This is a genomic window from Pseudomonas sp. 2995-3, from assembly GCF_002742565.1.
Classification (GTDB): Bacteria; Pseudomonadota; Gammaproteobacteria; order Pseudomonadales; family Pseudomonadaceae; genus Aquipseudomonas; species Aquipseudomonas edaphica.
Map to the genome: position 1 here is coordinate 159,993 of NZ_LJSB01000204.1, position 21,004 is coordinate 180,996.

Genomic DNA, 21,004 nt, shown 5'->3' on the forward strand with positions numbered 1-21,004 from the left:
AGGAATGCTTGTCGTTATTTGCTGTATGGCAGGGATAGCGGCGGCGGATGAAAAGAACATTCTGGTCACCAGCGGTAGCGATCGGGCCACCCCGATCGCGGTAGTGCCGTTCGGTTGGCAGGGCGGCAGCGTGCTGCCGGACGACATGGCCCAGATCGTCAGCGACGACCTGCGCAACTCCGGCTACTACGCGCCTATTCCAAAAGGCAACATGATCAGCCAGCCGACCCAGGCCAGCGAAGTCATTTTCCGTGACTGGAAAGCGGTAGGCGCCCAGTACCTGATGGTCGGCAGCATTACGCCGGCCGGCGGTCGCCTGCAAATCCAGTACACGTTGTTCAACGTGGCCACCGAGCAGCAGGTCTTGACCGGCAGCGTATCGGGCACCGCCGAACAACTGCGGGACATGGCGCACTACATCTCGGACCAGTCGTTTGAAAAACTCACCGGTATCAAGGGTGCGTTCTCGACACGTCTGCTTTATGTAACGGCTGAGCGTTTCTCCGTAGACAACACGCGTTACACCTTGCAGCGTTCGGACTACGACGGTGCCCGCGCCGTGACCTTGCTGCAGTCGCGTGAGCCAATCCTGTCGCCGCGCTTCGCGCCGGACGGCAAGCGTATTGCCTATGTGTCGTTCGAACAGCGCCGCCCGCGCATTTTCGTGCAGCACATCGACACCGGTCGTCGTGAGCAGATCACCAACTTTGAAGGCCTCAACGGTGCCCCTGCGTGGTCGCCGGATGGTTCGCGCCTGGCGTTCGTACTGTCCAAGGACGGCAACCCGGACATTTACGTGATGAACATGGCTTCGCGGCAGATCAGCCGTGTAACCAGTGGCCCGGGCATCAATACCGAACCGTTCTGGGGTAAGGATGGCTCGACCATCTACTTCACCTCCGACCGTGGCGGCAAGCCTCAAATCTACAAAACAAGCGTAGGTGGCGGTGGCGCGGAACGCGTGACCTTTATTGGTAACTACAATGCCAACCCTAAGCTTTCGGCCGATGAAAAGACGTTGGTGATGATTCACCGTCAGGATGGTTTCACTAATTTCCGGGTTGCGGCCCAGGATTTGCAGCGTGGAACGGTAAAAATCCTCACAGATACCAACCTTGATGAGTCAGCCACTGTTGCGCCCAACGGCACCATGGTAATCTACGCCACCCGCCAGCAGGGCCGGGGAGTCTTGATGCTCGTGTCCATTAATGGACGCGTAAGGCTCCCGCTTCCTACCGCACAAGGCGAAGTCAGAGAACCATCCTGGTCCCCTTACCTGAACTGACGCGGCGCTACAAAAAGAATTGCTTAACACACTGGGGTTCATTAGGAGTTTCACGATGGAAATGCTGAAGTTTGGTAAGTTTGCTGCTCTGGCTCTGGCTCTGTCCGTAGCCGTTGGTTGCTCGTCTAAAGGCGGCGACAATGCCGGTGAAGGCGCAGCTGTTGATCCAAACGCTGGTTACGGCGCTAACACTGGTGCAGTTGACGGCTCCCTGAGCGAAGAAGCTGCTCTGCGCGCTATCACCACTTTCTACTTCGAATACGACAGTTCTGACCTGAAGCCAGAAGCCATGCGCGCTCTGGACGTTCACGCGAAGGACCTGAAAGCTAACGGCGCTCGCGTTGTTCTGGAAGGTAACACTGACGCCCGTGGTACTCGTGAGTACAACATGGCACTGGGCGAGCGTCGTGCGAAAGCCGTTCAACGCTACCTGGTACTGCAAGGTGTTGCTCCAGGCCAACTGGAACTGGTTTCCTACGGTAAAGAGCGTCCAGTTGCAACTGGCAACGACGAACAGTCGTGGGCTCAAAACCGTCGCGTCGAACTGCGTAAGTAATTCGTCATGCGAACGTGCCGTCGTGCTCTAACTGTATTGGCTCTCAGCCTCGCACCGCTTGCGGTGTGGGCTGCGGTTCCTGTGGAAGATAGCAACTCTGGCTATAACAATAGCGGGAGCAGTTATCCGCCAGCGGGTTATGGCACGAACGGCGCCTATGCTGGGGGACCGGCAACTGCCGCTCCCTCGGCACAGGGCGAACTGTTCAACCAGCTGCAACGTATGCAGGATCAATTGTCGCAGCAACAAGGCACCATTGAGATCTTGCAGAACCAAGTGAACCAGCTGAAGCAAGAAGGCCTGGAACGTTACCAGGATCTTGATCGACGCATTGGAGCCGGTGTTACACCTGCCGCAACTCCTGATAATTCTTCTGCCGGTGGCGCGCCAAGCGCTGCCGCCGGTGGTGCAGCAGCAGGCGCAGCGGCTAGCCAAGCGCCTGCTGCCAGCAGCGAACCGGGTGATCCGGCCAAGGAAAAGCTGTATTACGACGCAGCTTTTGACCTGATCAAAGCCAAGGATTTCGATAAGGCCAGCCAGGCCTTTACCGCATTCCTGCGCAAATACCCTAACAGCCAATACGCGGGCAATGCCCAGTACTGGCTGGGTGAGGTGAACCTGGCAAAGGGTGATTTGCAAGCGGCAGGCCAGGCATTTGCCAAGGTCAGCCAGCTGTACCCAAAGCATGCCAAGGTGCCTGACTCGCTGTATAAACTGGCTGATGTAGAACGCCGCCTGGGTCACACCGACAAGGTCAAAGGCATTTTGCAACAGGTGGTTGCCCAATATCCGGGTACCTCCGCAGCCCAGTTGGCCCAGCGGGATCTGCAGCGCTTGTAAGCGATGCAACCCGTTTAGAAGAAACCCGCGCCTGGCGCGGGTTTTTTCGTTAGAATCCACGCCCTTTTATGAAACACGCTTTTTGGGGCCTACGCGTTGGCGGGGTTCCTTGAAGTGCCTGACGGAGGCGGACAGCCTGTTTAGCTGTTACGCCCGTGGCGACTATGCAAGACACATTACGTATTACCGAAGTTTTTTACTCGTTACAGGGTGAAACGCGTACCGCTGGCCTGCCTACCGTATTTGTACGGTTGACCGGCTGCCCGTTGCGTTGCCAATACTGTGACAGCGCCTACGCCTTCAGTGGCGGCACCGTGCGCACCCTCGACGACATCATCGAGCAGGTTGCCGGCTTCAAGCCGCGCTACGTCTGTGTGACCGGTGGTGAGCCCCTGGCCCAGCCGAATGCCATCCCGTTGCTCAAGCGGCTGTGTGACGCTGGCTATGAGGTTTCACTGGAAACCAGCGGCGCCCTGGATATCTCCGCGGTCGACGCGCGCGTGAGTCGGGTGGTCGACCTCAAGACCCCAGGTTCCAAGGAAGCGCACCGCAACCTCTACGACAACATGGATTTGCTGACGGCCAACGATCAGGTCAAGTTCGTGATTTGTTCGCGGGATGACTATGACTGGGCGGCCTCCAAGCTGATCCAGTACAACCTCGACCGCCGTGCCGGTGAGGTGTTGTTCTCGCCGAGCCACCATGACCTCAACGCCCGCGACCTGGCCGATTGGGTCGTGGCGGACAACCTGCCGGTGCGCCTGCAATTGCAGTTGCACAAATACCTGTGGAACGACGAGCCGGGGCGCTGACATGACCGAGCAAAAGCGCGCGGTCATTCTGCTCTCTGGCGGTCTCGATTCCGCCACGCTGGTGGCCATGGTCCGCGCCCAAGGCTACAGCTGCTACACCCTGAGTTTCGACTACGGCCAACGCCACCGCGCCGAGCTGCACGCCGCCGAGCGTGTTGCCCGTGAGCTGGGCGTGGTCGAGCACAAGGTGATCGGCCTCAACCTCAACGGCATCGGCGGCTCGGCCCTGACGGACAGCAGCATCAATGTGCCTGAAGCGCCCAGCGAAGGCATTCCGTTGACCTACGTGCCGGCGCGCAACACCGTATTCCTGTCCCTCGCGCTTGGCTGGGCCGAAGTATTGAAAGCCCGCGACATCTTCATTGGTGTTAATGCCCTCGACTACAACGGCTACCCGGACTGCCGTCCGGAATACGTCGAGGCATTCGAACGCATGGCCAACCTGGCGACCAAGGCCGGAGTGGAAGGGCAGGGATTCCGCATTCAGGCGCCGCTGCAGAACATGAGCAAGGCAGACATCGTGAAGGCTGGCGTAGGACTGGGCGTCGATTACGCGCTGACAGTTTCCTGCTACCAGGCAGACGATTCCGGTCGTGCCTGTGGGAAATGTGACGCTTGCAGACTGCGAGCAGAAGGCTTCAAAAACGCCGCAATTGCGGACCCAACGCGTTATTTCTGATTTATTTAAAATAAGGTGTTGAATAATCCTTAGAAATCAGTATTATACGCGCCACCACACAGCGGGTCGTTAGCTCAGTTGGTAGAGCAGTTGGCTTTTAACCAATTGGTCGTAGGTTCGAATCCCACACGACCCACCATTTTTGGCGGTTTAGAAAATCCGGAAGGCCCACGTAAGTGAGGATTTCCGGGTTTTTTTTTGCCTGCAATTTGGCGCTGGTAAAAAACCGCCTCCAAGAGACGGCTCGTTGCCCGGCCTTAGCCAAACCGCCCCGTAATATAGTCCTCCGTCTGCTTCATCTTCGGCGTGGTAAAGATCTGATCGGTCTTGCCATGCTCAATCAATTCCCCCATGAACATAAACGCGGTGCTGTCCGAAACCCGCGCGGCCTGTTGCATGTTGTGGGTCACGATGATCACCGTGTACTGCGCCTTCAATTCCGTAATCAACTGTTCGATACGCCCGGTGGAAATCGGGTCGAGGGCGGAGGTTGGTTCGTCCAGTAGCAGCACCTGCGGGCGCAGCGCGATGGTGCGGGCGATGCACAGCCGTTGTTGCTGGCCGCCGGAGAGGCTCTGGGCGCTCTGGTTGAGTTTGTCTTTGACTTCATCCCACAGCGCACCGCCGCGCAGGGCCTGTTCGACGCGGTCGTTCATTTCGCGGCGCGAGAGTTTTTCGTGGTGACGCACTGCGTAGGCGATGTTGTCGTAGATCGACATCGGAAACGGCACCGGCTTCTGGAACACCATGCCTACGTGGCTGCGCAGGCGGTTCATCGAGTAGCCGGGGGCGAGGATGTTTTCGCCGTTGAGCAGCACTTCGCCGCGCGCTTCCTGCTTGGGGTACATCGAGTAGATGCGGTTGAACACCCGCAGCATGGTGGACTTGCCGCAGCCCGAAGGCCCGATGATGGCGGTAATGCGCTTTTCCGGAATATCCATGTTGATGGATTTGAGCGAGCGTTGGTTGTTGTAGAAGAACTCCAACCCACGCACCTGGATTTTGGTTTTGTCGGGAGCAATGCCGGTGGCGTCCATCAGTGAGACCTATTGCGTAAAAGAATCAGGCGGGATGCCAGGCTGAGTACCAGCACGAACAATGTCAGGACCAGGGCGCCAGCCCAGGCGAGTGCATGCCAGTCGTCGAACGGGCTCATGGCGTATTGAAAAATAACCACGGGCACGCTGGCGATCGGCTTGAGCAGGTTGCTGCTCCAGAACTGATTGCCAAAGGCGGTGAACAGCAGCGGCGCGGTTTCCCCGGTGATGCGCGCCAGGGCAAGCAGGATGCCGGTGACTACGCCGGCCTTGGCCGCCCGCAGCACGATTTGCAGCGTCAGCTTCCACTGCGGTACACCGAGTGCCAGGGCCGCCTCGCGCATGGTGGAGGGTTGTAGCTGGAGCATTTCATCGGTGGTGCGCACCACCACCGGAATCACCAGCAGCGCTAGCGCCAGCGCACCGGCGATGGCAGAGAAGCCGACCTGATGATTGGTCAGCAGGTTCAGCGGCAGGATGACCCCGGTGTAGATGAACAAACCCAGCACAATCGAGGGGGCGGACAGCAGGATGTCATTGATGAAACGCACCGTAGTCCCCAGGCGCGAGTGGCGTGCGAACTCTGCCAGCCAGATGCCGGCCATCAGCCCGATGGGCGTACCGATCAGCAACGCGATACCCGACATCAACGCGCTGCCATAAAACGCATTGGCCAGGCCGCCCTCGGTGCCGGGCGGTGGGGTCATCTGGGTAAACAGGCGCAGGTTCAGGGCCTGGAACCCGTTGATAATGGTGGTCAGCAGAATCCACGTCAGCCACAGCAAGCCAAAGGCGGTGGCGCCGCAACTGAGGAACATGGCCACGCCATTTTTAAATGCGCGTTTGCGATACAGGCGTTCGTTGGCGTTCATAACCCTTCCTTGCGCGACAGGCGCATCAGCAGCAGTCGCGCGAGCGCGAGCACGACGAAGGTCACGATAAACAGCAGGAAACCCAAGGCAATCAGCGCAGAGCGATGCAGGTCGGTGTAGGCCTCGCTGAATTCGTTGGCGATGACCGAGGCGATGGAACTGCTGGGCATCAGCAACGAGGCGGAAAACTGTTGTGCGTTACCCAATACGAAGGTCACCGCCATGGTCTCGCCAAGGGCGCGGCCCAGGCCGAGGAAGATACCGCCGACCACCGCCGAGCGGGTGTAAGGCAGAACAATGTCCCACACCACTTCCCACGTCGTGCTGCCCAAGGCGTAGGCGGATTCTTTCAACTGCGTGGGCACGCTGCGAAACACCTCATGCATCACCGAGGTGATAAACGGCATGATCATCACCGCCAGCACAATGCCGGCGGTGAGCATGCCGATTCCCAGTGGCGGCCCCTGGAACAGCGAGCCAACAAAGGGCAGGGCGCCCAGGTAGTCATTGATCAACGGCGACAGGTGTTCGGCCATGAAAGGCCCGAACACAAACAAACCCCACATGCCATAGATGATCGACGGGATACCGGCCAGCAGCTCAATCGCCGAGGCCACCGGCATTTTCAGCCAGGGCGGTGCAACTTCAGTCAGAAAAATCGCGATGCCGAAACTCACCGGAACGGCAATCAGCAAGGCGAGAAAGGAGGTGACCAAGGTGCCGTAAATCGGCACCACGGCACCAAAGTGGTTATTGACGGCATCCCACTCGGTGCTGGTGATGAAACCGAAACCAAACGTCTTGAACGCCAGCCCGCCGCCCCACAGGGTCGAGGCGGCAATGGCGCCCAGCAGCGCCAGTACCAGCATGGCGGCACCGAACATCGAGCGTTTGAACCACAGGTCGTGGCGTTGATCGCGGGCGGCGCGGCGGTCGCCCCCGGTGTCGCTCGCGTGAGTAGTCATAACCAGGGTGTGGACCGTGTCGTTCATATCAGAGGTGCTCAGCGCCTTCCTCAGTTATCGAGGAAGGCGGTCGTAGGGCGAATCAGTGGGCGAAGTCAGACTTCCAGTAATCTTCGATTCGCGACACCAGGGAGCCCGGCAATGCGACGTAGTCCAGGGCCGCAGCCTGTTCCTGGCCTTTTTCCAGCGACCACTTGAAGAAGTTGAACGCCGCCTGGCTTTGCTCGGCATTCTTGGGCTGCTTGTACATGATGATCCAGGTGGTGGCCGTGATCGGCCATGCGCCTTCACCTGGGGCGTTGGTCATGATCAGGTTGAAGTCTTTGGCACTGGCCCAGTCGGCGGTGTCGGCGGCGGCCTGGAACGCCTTGGCGTTAGGCTCGACGAACTTGCCGGACGCGTTCTTCAGTGAGGCAAAGGTCATTTTGTTCTGCAGGGCGTAGGCGTATTCCACAAAGCCGATCGAGTTCTTGATCTGCTTCACGTAGGCCGAAACGCCCTCGTTGCCCTTGCCGCCCACACCGACCGGCCACGGTACGGTAGTGCCGAAACCAATCTTGGTTTTCCAGCTGTCGCTGACTTTGGCCAGGTAGTTGGTGAAGTTATACGAGGTGCCGGAGCCGTCCGAACGGTGCACCACGGTGATGTTTGCGCTTGGCAACTTCACACCAGGGTTGAGCGCGGCGATGGCGGGGTCGTTCCAGGCCTTGATGTCACCGAGGAAGATCTTTGCCAGGGTGTCGCCGTCGAGTTTCAGCTGGCCTGCGGCCACGCCTTCGACATTCATCACCGGCACGATGCCGCCGATCACGCTGGGAAACTGACCCAGGCCGCCGGCTTTGAGATCGTCGGCCGACAGTGGTGCGTCAGAGGCGCCGAAGTCAACGGTGGCTGCCTTGATCTGGGCGATGCCGCCGCCGGAGCCGATCGACTGATAGTTGATGCGGTTGCTGGAGTTCTTGCTGTAGTCCTGCGACCACTTGGACAGCACCGGGTAGACGAAGCTGGAGCCGGCACCGGTAACGTCGGTGGCGTGGGCCATGCCGCTCAGGCACAGGGCGCTCAACAATACAGACAGACTTTTTTTAGTCGGCAACATCACGACAACACCTCAAGGTAAGGGGTAAGTGGGTAGGCCCACCTGTCTAAGACGTGACGATTTAATTCCTGATATGTTGCTGTTTAATGACGGTTTGGCTTTATGAAGAAACATTTAGAAATGTTTGCCTGGGTGGCAGCGAGCATGGCTGCTGTCACCCAGGCGATGCTACTTAGCTGCCTTTCTGGTCAATCCCCGCCTGTAATTCCTGCTGGTCACTGTGCCCGCCGACCCGCAGCGGCCCAAGGTTGAAAGCCTGATCCTTGCGTGTGGCGTCGTCCTGTTTCTGGGTCAGTTCGTCCTTGGCGCCCAGCGCCAGGTTGACCGGCGATTTCGACAGGTTCAGCCCGACATCGGCGCGATAGTCGCTGCCTGCCAACGTCGTCGCCGTCACTTTGGAACCGCCCAACTCAACCTTGCCGCTTTCGGCGCTGATCCGCGCGCCAGTCAGCCGTGTGTCGCCAGCCACTTCAAGGTTTACGCCCTGAGCACCGCGAATGCCCGAGGCCTGATTAACGCTGTCTTTCACCACGTGGCTGACGTCCAGGTTCAGCGTCGGCGTGTAGCTGGTGTTGCCGCTCTTGTCACCGAACAGTACGTTTTGCGCGGTATCGGCCACCTTGCTGCCGGCGGTGTCCTTGCCGCTGACGGTGTAGCTGTCGCTGGTTTTTGGCCAGACTTTGTCCTTGAAGCTGGACAGGCGCGTGCCCAGTGCATCTTTCTTGTCCGCGAGGTAGGTCTTGGCCTGGTCCACGCGGGTGCCAAAGGCGCCACGGGGTTCAGGATTCACCTCGTAGCTGCCACTGCGGCTGAGCTTTTCGCCCAGGCGCTCCTTGGCGTTGATCACGCTGTCCTTGGCCGAAGCGAGGTGCTCGGTGCCTTTGTCGACGGCGTTTTCCAACTTCTCCCGATGCTTGTCGAACGCGCCCTCGGCCTTGGCTTGCACCTTGTCCTTGAGCGGGCCGGTGGTCTTGGCGAGCTTGTTGACCACGCCGGGTTGGTTTTTTTCGACATCAAGCTTGGCGTCGACGTTGACCTTAGTGCTGCTGACGTGATCTTTGCGGCTCTCGACCACAAGATCCCCGCCGACGTTGCCGCTGACCTGATCCGCCTCTATCCGCGCACCCGCCAGATGGGTATCACCGGCACTGTTGATGGCTACGCTATCGGCCTTGATCAGGCTGTCGTGCTGGGTGGTGCCTTGCACGTGGTCCACATCGACCTTGGCGCGGGCATTGATGCCCAGCTGGGTCTTGGGTGTGTCGTGTTCACCGGCGTCGACCCGTGTTGTTTTACCGCCGCTGCCACCCGCGCCGAGGGTCACGCCCCAGCTGTTGTGAGCCTGGGTGGATTGCGCCGACTCTTGCAGGATGCCGCCGTTTTGCGCATCGAGGGTGACCGTTTTGGCGGCAATCTGCGTACCTTGCAGATGGAGATCATCGGCGCTGGAGAGGCTCACGTTGCCCTTGCTGTGCAACTGCCCGACAACCACGCCCTGATCGTTTTCCGCCACCTTGCCGATATTGAAGTTGGCACTCAGGCTGCCAGTCTTGGCGCTGCTGTCGGCGCCACTGGTTTTTCCGGCACCGACGCTCAGGCCGCCGCCGAGGTTGCTGCCATTGCTGACATGCGTATTGGTGGCCGCTTGCAGGTCCAGCTTGCCGCCGGCATTCAGGCTGATATCACCGTTGCTGGCGATCTGCGTGCCTTGCAGGGTCATGTCGGCGCCGCTGCTGAGCTGGATCGGCCCGCTGCCTTGAAGCGTCGCGACCCGCGCCTGGCTGTCTTGGGTGGCCAGCTGCTTGTTATCCAGTTGCACACCAGCACCGAGGTTGACGTTGGTACCGTTGGTGCCCGGTGCGGTGCCCACGGTCAATGAACCATTACCGCGCAGGCTGTTGCTGGATGTGCTTTGCGTGTCGCTGGCCTGATCAAGCGCCAACTCGCCACCGGCCTTGAGGTTGACGCCCGCCTGGCCACCGTTGAACTGGCTGCCCGCGTAACGCGCATCGGACTTGGCCGTGATGTTCACGCCCTGAGTGCCCGCGTAGCTGCCGACCACCGCCGTGCTGCTGGCTTCGCGCACATCGCTGCTGCCGCCTGCGCCGCTGCCGCGCACGTTCACGTCTTCACCGGTGGTGGTGTAGACCCGCACGCCTGCCTTGGCGTCCACGCTTTGTTCGCTGCTGCTGTGGGTGTTGGCTGCGGCGCTGGCGATATGCTCGCCGGCATCGATCTTCAGCCCGCCATCGGTGGCGCGGTACTGAGTGCCTTCATCCTGCAACTTACCGGCGACATCGACCTGCACCGTGGCGCCACTGAACTGGCTGACCACCGCCGTGCTGTCCTGCTGGGTGCGGGTCTTGTTGGTGTGACCGACTTCCACGTCCAGCCCGACATTCGGCTGCTCGAAAGCATCGAGCAAACCGGGTTGATGGAATTTGGCCTGGGCCACACCTTCGACGGCTTTTTCGATTGGTCGGGTGATGCCTTTGTATTCGACATTGACGCCGACATCGGCGGTCCAACCGTTTTCCTTGTGGGTACTGGTCTGGCTGTTGTGCGCCGCCTGGTTATCGACGGTGCCGGCGTTGACCTGCAATTCGGAGCCTGCCTTGACCTGCGCGCCCTGGCTGGTGAGGGTGTTGCCGGCGTTGATGGTCAGTTTGCCAGCCGCTGCCACGTTGCTGGTTTGCGCGGTGGTGTTGCTGCTGTTGTCGTGGCTGCTTTGATGGCTGAACTGTGCGCCGTTGCCAGCCTTGTCCAGACCGCCGGTGTAGTACACGCCACCGCCGGTGGTGGTTTTGTCGGTGGTGTTGCGCGTGCTGTTATCGGTCGCCAGCAACTCGACGTTTTTGCCGCTCAAAATTGCATCGCCCCGGGTGGCTTGGACGCCGGAACCCTTGATGCTCACATTGCCATCGGCGGTGACCGCCACGCTGGCGCCGCTGAGGCTGGAAGCTTGTTGTTTTGTGGTGTCGGTCTTGCTGGTTTGCTGCTGGTCCTCAAAGCTCACGCCAGCGCGGTACTGGCGGGTGCCTTCGGCGTTTTCCTTGGCGTAGCCATCGAAACCACGGGTGTGAGTGGTGGTGGTGTCGTGTGTGGTGTTGTCAGCCGAAGCGATCTTGATATCACCCTTGGCGTCCGCCTGTAAATTACCGGCGGCCGACACCTGAGAGCCACTGACTTGAATGTCCTTGGCGCTTTGCAGCTTGAGGTTGCTGTCCGAGCGCAGGTTGCTGGCCACGACAGTGCTGTCCTTGAGTTGCTTGCGGCTTTCATCCTTGGAAATGCCGAAGAACTTGCTGTCGTTGCTGTAGCTATTGTCGTGGGAGGTGTCTTTTACGCCGTCGATCACCAGCGAGCCTTTGTCGCTGATCACGCTGGCCTGCTTGCCGCCACGCGCCTGGCTGCCGCTGATGCGCACGTCGTCGGCCTCGACGAGCAGTTTGCCGTCGGCGTTGACCTTGCTGCCGGTGTTCAAGGTTTTGCCCTTGTCGCCGTCGCCGCTCTTGCCAAAGAAGCTGCCGCCGGTCAGGTCGCCGGAGTAAGCGTTGTCGCGGCTTACCTGGGTGCGGCTGGCGCTGCTGATCTCCACTTGGCGGCCGGCCAATTGAATATCGCCGGGTGTTTTCAGTTCGGCGCCTTGCAATTGCAGTTTCTGCTGGCTGGTCAGCTCCAGCGTTTTGCCGGCCTTGAGGCTGCTGGTGACGCTGCGTTGCTCGCTGGAAGATTTATCCCAGTTGGCTTTCCACAGATGTTTGCGATGGTTGCCCTGATCGCGGGTTTCATGGGTTTCAGTCGCGGCGTTCACCAGCAGGTCGGCGCCGCTGTTGACACGTAAGGCATTGCCCGCTTCGACTTGGCTGGCCTTGATCTCGGCCTTGGCGCCGGAAGACAGCGTTGCATCCTGCTGCGCTACGACCTTGTTACCGTGCTGGCGCGAGTCTTTATCAGTGGTGGTGCGGTCGTAGGTTTCGTAGGTGAACAGGAAGTTGCTGTTGTCCCACTGTTCACGTTTTTCCTGGAGTTTGCGGCTTTCCAGGCTACTGAGGGTCAGGTTGCGACCGGCGTCGAGCTTGACGTTGCGCCCACTGACGTCGGTGGCGGCCAGGTTCAAATCCTTGGCGCTGTGCAAGTCCACATCGCCATGCTGGCTTCGCACGCCGGCACGGGTGGCGTCCAGGCTGTTGGCGTGGACCTGGCCGCTGATGTCGAGGTCGCCGGCCGAGCTGACGTTGACCCCGTCACGACCTTCCACCTGCACCGCGCCTACGCGCACGCCAGCACCTTCGGCCGTGCTGATGATGTTGATGCGTCCGGCCTGCATCGCCCCAAACAGGCTGGCGTCGATGCGCTGGTCCTGGGTCTTGCTGGCGGGGTCGACCTGGCGCACTTGCCCACTGGCGAAGTCGACCTGGTTGCGGCCTGCGGTGAGGTTCAGTTGATCGCGGGCACTCAAGCGCCCGTCGCTGTCGATGCGCGGCGCGATCAGGTTGATCGAGCCCGCGCGGTTTTGCAGGCCTTGGCCGTGCACCGTCAGTTGGCCGCTTGCGTCGCGGGTGTCCAAGGCTTGCAGCTTGCCGTCATTGAGTTCGGGGCGGCCCACCACCAGGTTGGCGTTCGGGGTGTTGATGAAGCTCCCGCCATTCACCGAAATACCGTTGGGGTTGGCCAACACATAATCGGCCGCCTTACCGAAAATCTCTTGGGCGCCGTTTAAGGTCGAGGCGTTGCGGCTGATCACTTCGTTGAGGATCACGCTCGCCGCCTGGCCCTGGAACTGCGGGTTCGCCGCCAGTTGCCCGGCGAGTTGCGACTGGCCGGCCTGCAGGGCGTTGTTCAGCACCACGCCCTGGCGGTCGACGTTGTAATCCAGGAACTGGTTATGGGACAGGCCGCCGGCATTCGGCGCGACGATATTGACGATGGGCACGCCCTGCTGGTTTTGCAGTTGCGGTATCCCGCCAGGCCCTTCGACCACGGTGATGCCGGCGGCCAGTACCAGTTGCGGCAGCAGGAACAGGCTGGCGATGGCCCAGCGCAGTTTGCCCTGGGGTGAAAGGTGAAACGTGTGGGTGTCAGTCGGCATAAGTAAGTTCGCTCTATGTTGGCTGAGCCGCCTCGTGCGTTGTTCGTTGCAACGCTACTGGGGTGGTCAGGTACGGCGGTTGTTTCAGGCTAATCGGGTGTTGGTTTAAATCTGCACGCTCATATCTGCACGCTCATATCTGCACACTCATATCTGCAAGCTAAGGCGCGTCAGCCAGACCTCCGGCTCCTGGCCAAAGCCTGTTGGCGTGTGCAAATTGCGTTGGTAATCGACGTCGAGCTGCACGTTCTTCCAGCTCAGGTTGAGCCCGGCACTCGCGCCGCTCAGGCGTTGGCCCGGGGCGCCGTGTTCGCGCTTGACCCAACCGTTGTCCAGGCCCAGGCGCGGGGTGATTTTTACCGGAAGGTCGCTGTTGAGCGGCAGGCGCAAGGTGTTGCGCCACACCGCACCGATGGCGCCCGAGGCACTGTTTTCGCGGTAGCCACGCACAGCCGAATCGTCGGTGCCCAGCAGTTGCTCAATGGCAGGCAAACGGTCCGGGCTGTATTGCGCAGACAGCTGGCTCTGCCACTGCCAGGGTTGCGTGCGCCATTGGCCGTTGCGCCATTGAGTGAGGTTGGCGCGGTATTTGTGAAACTGCGCCTGGGGCAGGTTTTTCTGCACTTGGTCAGCGTCGCGATCAGCGCCGAACCAGGTCAGGCCCTGGGCGTAATTGACGTCCAGGTTCCACACCGCGCTGTTGAGCCAGAACAGGTTCAAACCGGCCTCGGCCACGCTCAGCGTTGGGCTCTGGATGCCCAAGCGGACCTTTTGCAGGTAGCTGTCGACGTCCTTGTAGGCCAGTTGCAGGTTGGCGCTGAGTTGATGGCCCTGGTCGCGCCACAACACGCGGTCGGTGCGCAGGCTGATCTGATCGGTACGGCCGCTGTTGTACAGCGTGGTGTTGCTGACCTTGAGCGGTGAGCGGTATTCGGCATGGCTGGCGAACAGGCTGTAGGTCCAGTAGCCGTAGGGGATCGAATAAAACAGGCTGTTGCTGCGGCTGTAACGCGGGCCGTGGTTGAGCGTGTCGCTGAAGCTCAGGTTGAGTGAATCGTTGAGCTGCAGCGGGCTGTCCAGGCTCAGGCTGATGGCGTTGCGATCACGGCCGGTGCCGGCGCTGCCAAGGTTATCCACTCCCAGGCCCAGCCCCCAACGTGAGGCGCTACTGCGCGAACGCAGGATGATGCGCGAGGCACCAGGTTCACGGCCAGGGGCGATATCCGCGGTGAGGTCCACCGAGCGCAGGCGGTTGAGCTGGTCCAGGCCTTGCTCCAGGTCGCGCAGGTTCAGTGGCTTGCCGAGCAGCCCGGGGAAGGCGCCGGCCAGGGACACGGGCAAGCTTTGGTCGGCCAGTTCGATGGCTTCCAGGTAGCCTTCTTCGACATGGATATCCAGCGGTTGCCCGGCAGCCGGGGTGCTGATCAGGTACGGGCGGCTGGCGATATAACCGGCCTCGACGTACAGGCGAGTGATCTCGGCCAGCAGGCGGTTGATCTGGGTGACGCCCATGCACGGGGCGACATAGGGCTCGATGTGTTTATTTAGCTCGGCCCTGCTGAACAGCGTGACACCGGCCAGGCGTGTGCCGCTCAGCGGCCAGCAGCGTTCATCTTTGACATTGTCTGCTGGCACAGTGGGGGCGGCCGTCGGTGTGCCGAAGCTGCCTTTCTGGAGCTGGCGCTGGCGTTGCTCCAGCTGTAATTGCTGCAGGTCGCGCTGCTGCTGTTGCTGCAAACGCAGGGCTTCCTGGCCTGGCTGCGGGCCGTCGGCGGCGGACGCGGGCAGCGCGCACACGCAGAGCAGGGCGATACCCAATGGGTGGAGATGGCACAAGCGTTTGAGTGAGGGCAGGTTCGGCACTCGACATCCTTAACGTAGAAATACACACGATTCATGCCCCGGAGCCAAACCGTGAGCTCGGGGGGCTTGCCGCTCTTGAGTCATGATTAAACGGATTGTTACATCGTCTGTAGGATTTATTACATAAAACGTGAGGAATGCCGCGTTATTCAGCAAATAAATGCACAAAATCAGTGCAAATTGACTGATGGGGGCTATCAGGTCCCTGAATTTACGGGGTGGGTATGTGGATCAGGCGATGTGGGAGGGTTTTGATTGTTGCAGCAAGATGACTTAATCGGCGTGTTTATAGAGATGCACGCATCCCATGTCGTCAACGTGGCTATCCAGGGGTATTTGCGTTCAAATTGACAGCTTTACGACGATGAAACCAGGCAGTCACGATCCGGTTAAAAAGTCATAAAAAGACACGGAAAATCAGGCGAAGTCTTTGAAAATACTGAGATTGTCCGACAATCAAAAGCATGAAAAACTCTTCATAAACGCCTCGCTCGAACGTTGGTAGTTTCCCCAGCGCTGCCCAATAATTCGAGTCCTAATAATGAATAACAAAACTCTTAAAAGCGCCTTGGCGCTCTCCATTTCGCTCGCCTCCACACACCTGTTCGCCGGTGGTTTTGCCCTCAATGAGCAAAGTGTCAGCTCAATGGGTACAGGCTACGCCGGGCGTTCTTCCTCGGCGGATGACGCCAGCACGGTGTTCGGTAACCCGGCCGGCATGTCGCGCATCAAGCACAATGAAGTCAGCATCGGCGCCACCTACCTCGATGCCAAATCCAACATCAAGGACGCCAGTTCCTCTCAAGGCGGTGTCGACAACCCTGGCACCAACAAAGGCGACATGGTCCCCGGCATTGCCGTGCCGATGGGTTACCTGGTGACGCCGATCGATGAACACTGGGCCTTTGGCCTGGGGGTCTACGCGCCGTTCGGTCTGGTGACCGACTATGAACACGGGTTCCAGGGCAATGGCTTTGGTAACAAAAGCAAGATTCAGGTCATCACCGTGCAGCCGACGGTCAGCTATGCGTTCAACGACAAGGTCTCGGTAGGTTTCGGCCCGACCTTCAACAAAATCAGCGGCGAGCTGGACTCCAAAGTCCCGGCGTTTGGCTTGGGCACCGAGACGGCCAAGATCAAGGGTGACGACACCGCGATGGGCTTCAACGCCGGTATCCTGGTGCAGGCCCTGGACAGCACCCGCGTCGGCGTCACCTACCACTCGCAAGTGGTCTATCACCTGAGCGGCCATACCAACGCCTCCGGCGTGCTCTCCGATGTGCTGGACGGCGGGGCGCAGAAGTATGACGCCAAGCTGAATGTCACCACGCCGTCGTCCGTGGACTTCTCGGTCACGCACCAACTGACCGACGCCTTGACCCTCTACGTGGGTAGCACCTACACGCGCTGGAGCCAGTTGAAGAAGATCACGGTCAACAACGCCGGCGTGTCGGACATTACCGCTGAGCTGGCCGGCCTGGGCTCCATCACCGAAGAGCAGCATTGGCACGACACCTGGTCCCACGCGATAGGCCTGTCGTACCAGCTCAACAAGCAGCTGGTGCTGCGTACCGGCTTCTCGGTGGACCAGACGCCAACCAACAACACCGACCGTTCGGTGCGTATTCCGACGGGCGACCGCACCGTCTTCAGCCTCGGTGCCGGCTGGACGCCTGTGGATAACCTGACCTTTGACGTGGCCTATTCCTACCTGAAGGAAGAGCCCATCAAGGTGCGCGACAACAATCCTCAGTTGGCGCTGACCTACGACGCCAAGTATGAAAACAGTGCCAATGGTTTTGGTGGTTCGGTGACTTACCGCTTCTGACCTGTGGATAACGGCAAAGGGCCGGTTTTTTGGCGTGGTCCTTTGCCGTAAGTTTTGACCTCAATGCTGTCAATCGCGGCGTGTCTTGGTTAGATTGAAGGCTAATCAGCTTTTAGGACACGGACTGTCATGACTACGCTAACGCCGATCATCGCGACCAATCCCCTCATTCTTCGCGCCGCCACGACCTCACCGCCGGCAGCGCTTGCGAACACCCTCGACGTCTCACCGGCCCGGCCGTCTTCCGTGGTCAGCCTCGGAAATCCCGTGGCCGACGTTATCGATCTCTATTCCAAAAACGGGCAGCTCCCCGGCCGCGAAACCGTGTGGGCCTGGGAAAACGATAATCAGGACGCAGTCACCCAGGCGATCAGCCAACGCTTCGGTTCAATCTCCACGACCAGCCGTTACAGCGGCCTCGGTGCTGCGTTGGTGGATCAGTTCACCGGGGGCGGCGGGGCGGGGATTTCACAATCGGTACTCAACACCACGGCAGAGCGTGCCGGTGATACGGGCGGGATCAAGGCCGACCAGGCGGTGTTGCACAGCAAGGCCGACAACCAAATCAGCCTCAGCATCAAGACCGCCAGCGGTAAGACGGTGACGTTCAGCCTGTTCAGTCAGAAAGACGGCTTGGGCGTGCAGGCCACCGTCGACGGCGGCGATTTGACCGCGGATGAACTCAAAGCCGTCGGCCAATTGGGGAAGGCGTTCCAGGCTTCGGTCGATGGGTTGACCGCCGTACCGCCGAAACTCGACCTGAGCAAACTGACCCAGTTCGACACCAGCGTGTTGGCGTCGGTGGACCTCAACGCCAAAGTCAAAACCCAGGGGGGCGAGGACATGAGCCTGGCGTTCCACGCCGACAGCCAAAGCCGCACCACACGTATGAGTGGCCCGGCCGGCGACGTCGACCTGTCTGTGGACCTGAAAAACCGCGCAATCCTGGGTGACTCCAAACAGCAGGCCAATGCGATGAAAACCTACCTCGCCCAGTTCGACCGGGTGCAACAGCGCGGTAGTGCCAATGCTGATTTGATGGCGATATTCAAGGATGCGTTCAGCGCCATGAACAGCAACTATCCCCAAGGCGCTGGCGCAACGAATGCATTGAGCAACAACCCGACCGACAAAGGTTTGCTGACAGGGCTGGCGGACTTCAAGGCTTCGATCAAGCAGGCCGTCGGTGCGTTCAACGCAATGCGTCCTACGGAAGTCGACAGCTTCTCCTACACCGTGTCGCAGAAGACCCAGGTCAATGGCCGCAGCAGCGCGGACCGCAGCGTGACCCAGAACCAGCAGTCGGTGCTGTCGGCAAACTTCCACAAAAGCCTCAGCGGTGGCGAGCCACCGGTGTTGGATGGCACCCGCGAATCGCAGAACTACCTGTATGTGCAAGTGCAGGACAAGGCCAGCAGCACCGCGAGCTTCTCCTATAAGGATGGCCAACTGGCGAGTGCTTCTGTGTCGCAGTCGGCGGTGCAGAACACCCGGACCCAGAAGTACGAGATGGCCCAGTTGGTGTCAGACACGGTGGTGCCGAAAGAAGGCTCGTCCAAACGCGACTACCTGGCGTTGCTGGAGCACGCAGCCCAGGAGGTTAAAAAGTCCAAGGACGCGCTGGAGCAATCAACCTTGAAGGACGCCCTGGCGGCCATGCAGGATTCGGTGCTGCTAAAGGACTATCCCGCTGTACTGATGCGCTGAGGTTGCGCGCCATGAAAGCGGGAAGGCTCATCACGGGGCCTTCCCGTTTTTTTTGCCCGACAGGCGTGCGCCTGGATGCCAGATTAGGCTTTTGAATCGATTCGATATTCTGTAGCCTTGCGCAGCTTCAACCGTGCTTGATGAACACAATCACTTCGTCCGGCGGCGCCCGAAGGGCTCCAGAGCCGGTGGTACACTCGACTTTCGCGCTTACTGCGCTTGCAGGTCTTGCGAACATGACGCAAATTTCCGAACGCCTACTGGTTCAAGCCCACCTCGACGCCAAGCAGCCCAAGGCCCTGAGCGCCGATGAAGAGGCGAGCCTGCGCAGCGCCATCGCCGCCGAGCTCAAGGCTCAGGACGCGGTGCTGGTTGCCCACTTCTATTGCGACCCGGTGATTCAGGCCCTGGCCGAAGAAACCGGAGGCTGTGTCTCCGACTCCCTGGAAATGGCCCGCTTTGGCGCTGCCCACCCGGCCAAGACTGTGTTGGTGGCCGGTGTACGTTTCATGGGCGAGACCGCCAAAATCCTCACCCCCGAAAAACGCATCCTCATGCCCACCCTGGAAGCCACCTGCTCCCTGGACCTGGGCTGCCCGGTGGAGGAGTTTTCAGCGTTCTGCGACCAGCACCCCGAGCGCACGGTGGTGGTTTACGCCAACACTTCGGCGGCGGTCAAAGCCCGTGCCGACTGGGTTGTTACCTCCAGCTGCGCGCTGGAAATCGTCGAAAGCCTGATGGACAACGGCGAGACGATTATCTGGGGGCCGGACAAGCACCTGGGCACTTACATTCAGCGCCAGACCGGCGCAGACATGTTGCTCTGGGACGGCGCGTGCATCGTCCACGAAGAGTTCAAGTCCAAGCAGCTTGAAGACATGAAGGCGCTGTACCCGGACGCTGCGATCCTGGTGCACCCGGAGTCGCCGACGGCGGTGATTGAATTGGCTGACGCGGTGGGTTCCACCAGCCAACTGATTGCCGCAGCCCAGCGCTTGCCGAACAAGACCTTTATCGTCGCCACCGACCGCGGCATCTTCTACAAGATGCAGCAGTTGTGCCCGGATAAAGTCTTCGTTGAGGCACCGACCGCCGGCAACGGCGCGGCGTGCCGCAGTTGCGCGCACTGCCCGTGGATGGCGATGAATACGCTGGAGCGCACACTGCAGTGTTTGCGTGAGGGCAGTAATGAGATCTTCGTCGAGCCGTCGGTGATCCCGCACGCCGTGCGCCCGCTCAAACGCATGTTGGACTTTACCCAGGCTGCGCGCCTCAAGCTGGCTGGCAACGCCTGACCTGAAGTTGAACACATAAACAAAATGTGGGAGCTGGCTTGCCTGCGATAGCGGTCTATCAGTCAATGCTGCTGTGACTGAACGATCGCCATCGCAGACAAGCCAGCTCCCACACTTGATCTCTAGTGTTCTTGGGTTACTTTTTCTGCTTTGGAATGTGCACCAGCTGCGTATCCGAGTAGATGTCATGCCAGCTGCGCTTGCGCTTATCAAACACCGACCAGACAAACCCCAGCCCCACGCACAACCACGATGCAATCGCCACCACAAAGCGCAGCAGCGCCTGCCACAGGCTGATGCGCGAGCCGTCGGCGTTCTGCACGCGCACGCCCCACACCTGCATGCCCAATGTCTGCCCCGAATGGGTCCAGAACTTGGCGAAGAAACCAAACAGCACAAAAAACAGGATCGTCGACAGCAGCGGGTCGCCGTCCAGCGCGCCGGACTCGGTGAGCGTGCGCATCCTGGCTTCGCCGATAAACGCCATCCACACCAGCTTGTAGATAAACGCGGTGACGATCAGCAGCGCGGTGCACAACAGGAAGTCATAGAACATCGCTGCCAGACGACGGCCCAGGCCAACGGCGGGGAATTCGCCTTGGGGGCTCAACAAAGGTTTGGGCATGGCCGTCTCTCTTGAGAAAAAAGCCATTTTACGAGCAAACGCACATAAAAAAGCCCCTGATGTTACCATCAGGGGCTTTTTGTCGCAGTAAGGATCAGCCTTCTGCTTGTACTTCGTCAGCCTGCATGCCTTTCTGGCCTTGCACGGCGATGAAAGACACTTTCTGGCCTTCTTTCAGGCTCTTGAAGCCATTGCCCTGAATAGCGCGGAAATGCACGAACAGATCCGGACCGCTTTCTGGAGTGATAAAACCAAACCCTTTCTCGTCGTTAAACCACTTGACGGTACCGCTCTGACGATTCGACATTTCTTATTTCCTTTGACGCTAAAAATTAATGACAGCCCCTTTCACATGAAAGAGTACTGGGCTGGGTTGCAGGAAAGTAAGAGACGTCGAACGGGTTGTAGCAAACTTATGGCTACTGCCCAGGTCCAGGTTCAAAGCGACC

At 59.8% G+C, this 21,004-nt stretch carries 16 protein-coding genes and 1 tRNA gene; 9 read left to right on the forward strand and 8 right to left on the reverse strand.

Annotation, left to right across the window (positions count from 1 at the left end):
- The first annotated feature begins 4 nt into the window (after positions 1 to 4).
- The 6 genes from tolB (at position 5) to AOA62_RS18690 (ending at position 4,311) form a co-directional block, all read left to right on the forward strand.
- Positions 5 to 1,285: a Tol-Pal system beta propeller repeat protein TolB gene (gene tolB, locus AOA62_RS18665; RefSeq protein WP_032865998.1), complete on the forward strand. Its 1,281-nt coding sequence runs from the start codon at positions 5 to 7 to the stop codon at positions 1,283 to 1,285.
- Positions 1,286 to 1,340: 55 nt separating this feature from the next.
- Complete coding sequence (pal, locus tag AOA62_RS18670) at positions 1,341 to 1,841, forward strand: peptidoglycan-associated lipoprotein Pal (protein ID WP_003193861.1); 501 nt, start codon at positions 1,341 to 1,343, stop codon at positions 1,839 to 1,841.
- Positions 1,842 to 1,847: 6 nt separating this feature from the next.
- Positions 1,848 to 2,681 (forward strand): tol-pal system protein YbgF, encoded by an 834-nt coding sequence (ybgF, locus tag AOA62_RS18675; protein WP_017139818.1) that lies wholly within the window; start codon positions 1,848 to 1,850, stop codon positions 2,679 to 2,681.
- 164 nt (positions 2,682 to 2,845) lie between these two features.
- Entirely contained in the window at positions 2,846 to 3,493 is a 648-nt protein-coding gene (gene queE / locus AOA62_RS18680; protein ID WP_017139819.1) for a 7-carboxy-7-deazaguanine synthase QueE, read from the forward strand.
- A 1-nt stretch (position 3,494) separates the two neighbouring features.
- Positions 3,495 to 4,172: a 7-cyano-7-deazaguanine synthase QueC gene (gene queC, locus AOA62_RS18685; RefSeq protein ID WP_099549396.1), complete on the forward strand. Its 678-nt coding sequence runs from the start codon at positions 3,495 to 3,497 to the stop codon at positions 4,170 to 4,172.
- 63 nt (positions 4,173 to 4,235) lie between these two features.
- Positions 4,236 to 4,311, forward strand: a tRNA-Lys gene (locus tag AOA62_RS18690).
- 118 nt (positions 4,312 to 4,429) lie between these two features.
- Here the strand turns inward: AOA62_RS18690 and pstB are convergent.
- The 6 genes from pstB to AOA62_RS18720 form a co-directional block, all read right to left on the reverse strand.
- A complete protein-coding gene (gene pstB, locus AOA62_RS18695) occupies positions 4,430 to 5,209 on the reverse strand; it encodes a phosphate ABC transporter ATP-binding protein PstB (RefSeq protein ID WP_017139133.1) in 780 nt (259 codons plus the stop codon).
- Positions 5,209 to 6,081 (reverse strand): phosphate ABC transporter permease PstA, encoded by an 873-nt coding sequence (gene pstA / locus AOA62_RS18700; RefSeq protein ID WP_017139134.1) that lies wholly within the window; start codon positions 6,079 to 6,081, stop codon positions 5,209 to 5,211. Before pstA ends, pstB begins: the two co-directional genes overlap by 1 nt.
- Positions 6,078 to 7,073, reverse strand: coding sequence for a phosphate ABC transporter permease subunit PstC (pstC, locus tag AOA62_RS18705; RefSeq protein ID WP_017139135.1), 996 nt, complete (start codon positions 7,071 to 7,073; stop codon positions 6,078 to 6,080). Before pstC ends, pstA begins: the two co-directional genes overlap by 4 nt.
- Before the next feature lie 55 nt (positions 7,074 to 7,128).
- Positions 7,129 to 8,145 (reverse strand): phosphate ABC transporter substrate-binding protein PstS, encoded by a 1,017-nt coding sequence (pstS, locus tag AOA62_RS18710; protein ID WP_017139136.1) that lies wholly within the window; start codon positions 8,143 to 8,145, stop codon positions 7,129 to 7,131.
- Between the two features lie 172 nt (positions 8,146 to 8,317).
- Positions 8,318 to 13,237, reverse strand: coding sequence for a hemagglutinin repeat-containing protein (locus AOA62_RS18715; RefSeq protein ID WP_099549397.1), 4,920 nt, complete (start codon positions 13,235 to 13,237; stop codon positions 8,318 to 8,320).
- Positions 13,238 to 13,384: 147 nt separating this feature from the next.
- On the reverse strand, positions 13,385 to 15,073 hold the full coding sequence (locus AOA62_RS18720) for a ShlB/FhaC/HecB family hemolysin secretion/activation protein (RefSeq protein WP_256592412.1): 1,689 nt from the start codon (positions 15,071 to 15,073) through the stop codon (positions 13,385 to 13,387).
- 568 nt (positions 15,074 to 15,641) lie between these two features.
- On the opposite strand from AOA62_RS18720, the gene AOA62_RS18725 reads away from it, so the two are divergent.
- The 3 genes from AOA62_RS18725 (at position 15,642) to nadA (ending at position 19,930) form a co-directional block, all read left to right on the forward strand.
- Positions 15,642 to 16,928, forward strand: coding sequence for an OmpP1/FadL family transporter (locus AOA62_RS18725; RefSeq protein WP_017139139.1), 1,287 nt, complete (start codon positions 15,642 to 15,644; stop codon positions 16,926 to 16,928).
- A 267-nt stretch (positions 16,929 to 17,195) separates the two neighbouring features.
- Positions 17,196 to 18,635 (forward strand): lactate dehydrogenase, encoded by a 1,440-nt coding sequence (locus AOA62_RS18730; protein WP_099549399.1) that lies wholly within the window; start codon positions 17,196 to 17,198, stop codon positions 18,633 to 18,635.
- Positions 18,636 to 18,871: 236 nt separating this feature from the next.
- Positions 18,872 to 19,930: a quinolinate synthase NadA gene (gene nadA / locus AOA62_RS18735; protein ID WP_017139141.1), complete on the forward strand. Its 1,059-nt coding sequence runs from the start codon at positions 18,872 to 18,874 to the stop codon at positions 19,928 to 19,930.
- Between the two features lie 136 nt (positions 19,931 to 20,066).
- Here the strand turns inward: nadA and AOA62_RS18740 are convergent, their stop codons facing one another.
- Both AOA62_RS18740 and AOA62_RS18745 read right to left on the reverse strand, forming a co-directional pair.
- Complete coding sequence (locus tag AOA62_RS18740; RefSeq protein WP_099549400.1) at positions 20,067 to 20,555, reverse strand: RDD family protein; 489 nt, start codon at positions 20,553 to 20,555, stop codon at positions 20,067 to 20,069.
- Positions 20,556 to 20,649: 94 nt separating this feature from the next.
- Positions 20,650 to 20,862: a cold-shock protein gene (locus AOA62_RS18745; RefSeq protein ID WP_017139143.1), complete on the reverse strand. Its 213-nt coding sequence runs from the start codon at positions 20,860 to 20,862 to the stop codon at positions 20,650 to 20,652.
- Positions 20,863 to 21,004: the final 142 nt, after the last annotated feature.

Coding starts and splice junctions, on each gene's coding strand:
- tolB (WP_032865998.1), top strand. CDS start 5: ATGCTTGTCGTTATTTGCTGTATGGCAGGGATAGCGGCGGCGGATGAA.
- pal (WP_003193861.1), top strand. CDS start 1,341: ATGGAAATGCTGAAGTTTGGTAAGTTTGCTGCTCTGGCTCTGGCTCTG.
- ybgF (WP_017139818.1), top strand. CDS start 1,848: ATGCGAACGTGCCGTCGTGCTCTAACTGTATTGGCTCTCAGCCTCGCA.
- queE (WP_017139819.1), top strand. CDS start 2,846: ATGCAAGACACATTACGTATTACCGAAGTTTTTTACTCGTTACAGGGT.
- queC (WP_099549396.1), top strand. CDS start 3,495: ATGACCGAGCAAAAGCGCGCGGTCATTCTGCTCTCTGGCGGTCTCGAT.
- pstB (WP_017139133.1), bottom strand. CDS start 5,209: ATGGACGCCACCGGCATTGCTCCCGACAAAACCAAAATCCAGGTGCGT.
- pstA (WP_017139134.1), bottom strand. CDS start 6,081: ATGAACGCCAACGAACGCCTGTATCGCAAACGCGCATTTAAAAATGGC.
- pstC (WP_017139135.1), bottom strand. CDS start 7,073: ATGAACGACACGGTCCACACCCTGGTTATGACTACTCACGCGAGCGAC.
- pstS (WP_017139136.1), bottom strand. CDS start 8,145: ATGTTGCCGACTAAAAAAAGTCTGTCTGTATTGTTGAGCGCCCTGTGC.
- AOA62_RS18715 (WP_099549397.1), bottom strand. CDS start 13,237: ATGCCGACTGACACCCACACGTTTCACCTTTCACCCCAGGGCAAACTG.
- AOA62_RS18725 (WP_017139139.1), top strand. CDS start 15,642: ATGAATAACAAAACTCTTAAAAGCGCCTTGGCGCTCTCCATTTCGCTC.
- nadA (WP_017139141.1), top strand. CDS start 18,872: ATGACGCAAATTTCCGAACGCCTACTGGTTCAAGCCCACCTCGACGCC.
- AOA62_RS18740 (WP_099549400.1), bottom strand. CDS start 20,555: ATGCCCAAACCTTTGTTGAGCCCCCAAGGCGAATTCCCCGCCGTTGGC.
- AOA62_RS18745 (WP_017139143.1), bottom strand. CDS start 20,862: ATGTCGAATCGTCAGAGCGGTACCGTCAAGTGGTTTAACGACGAGAAA.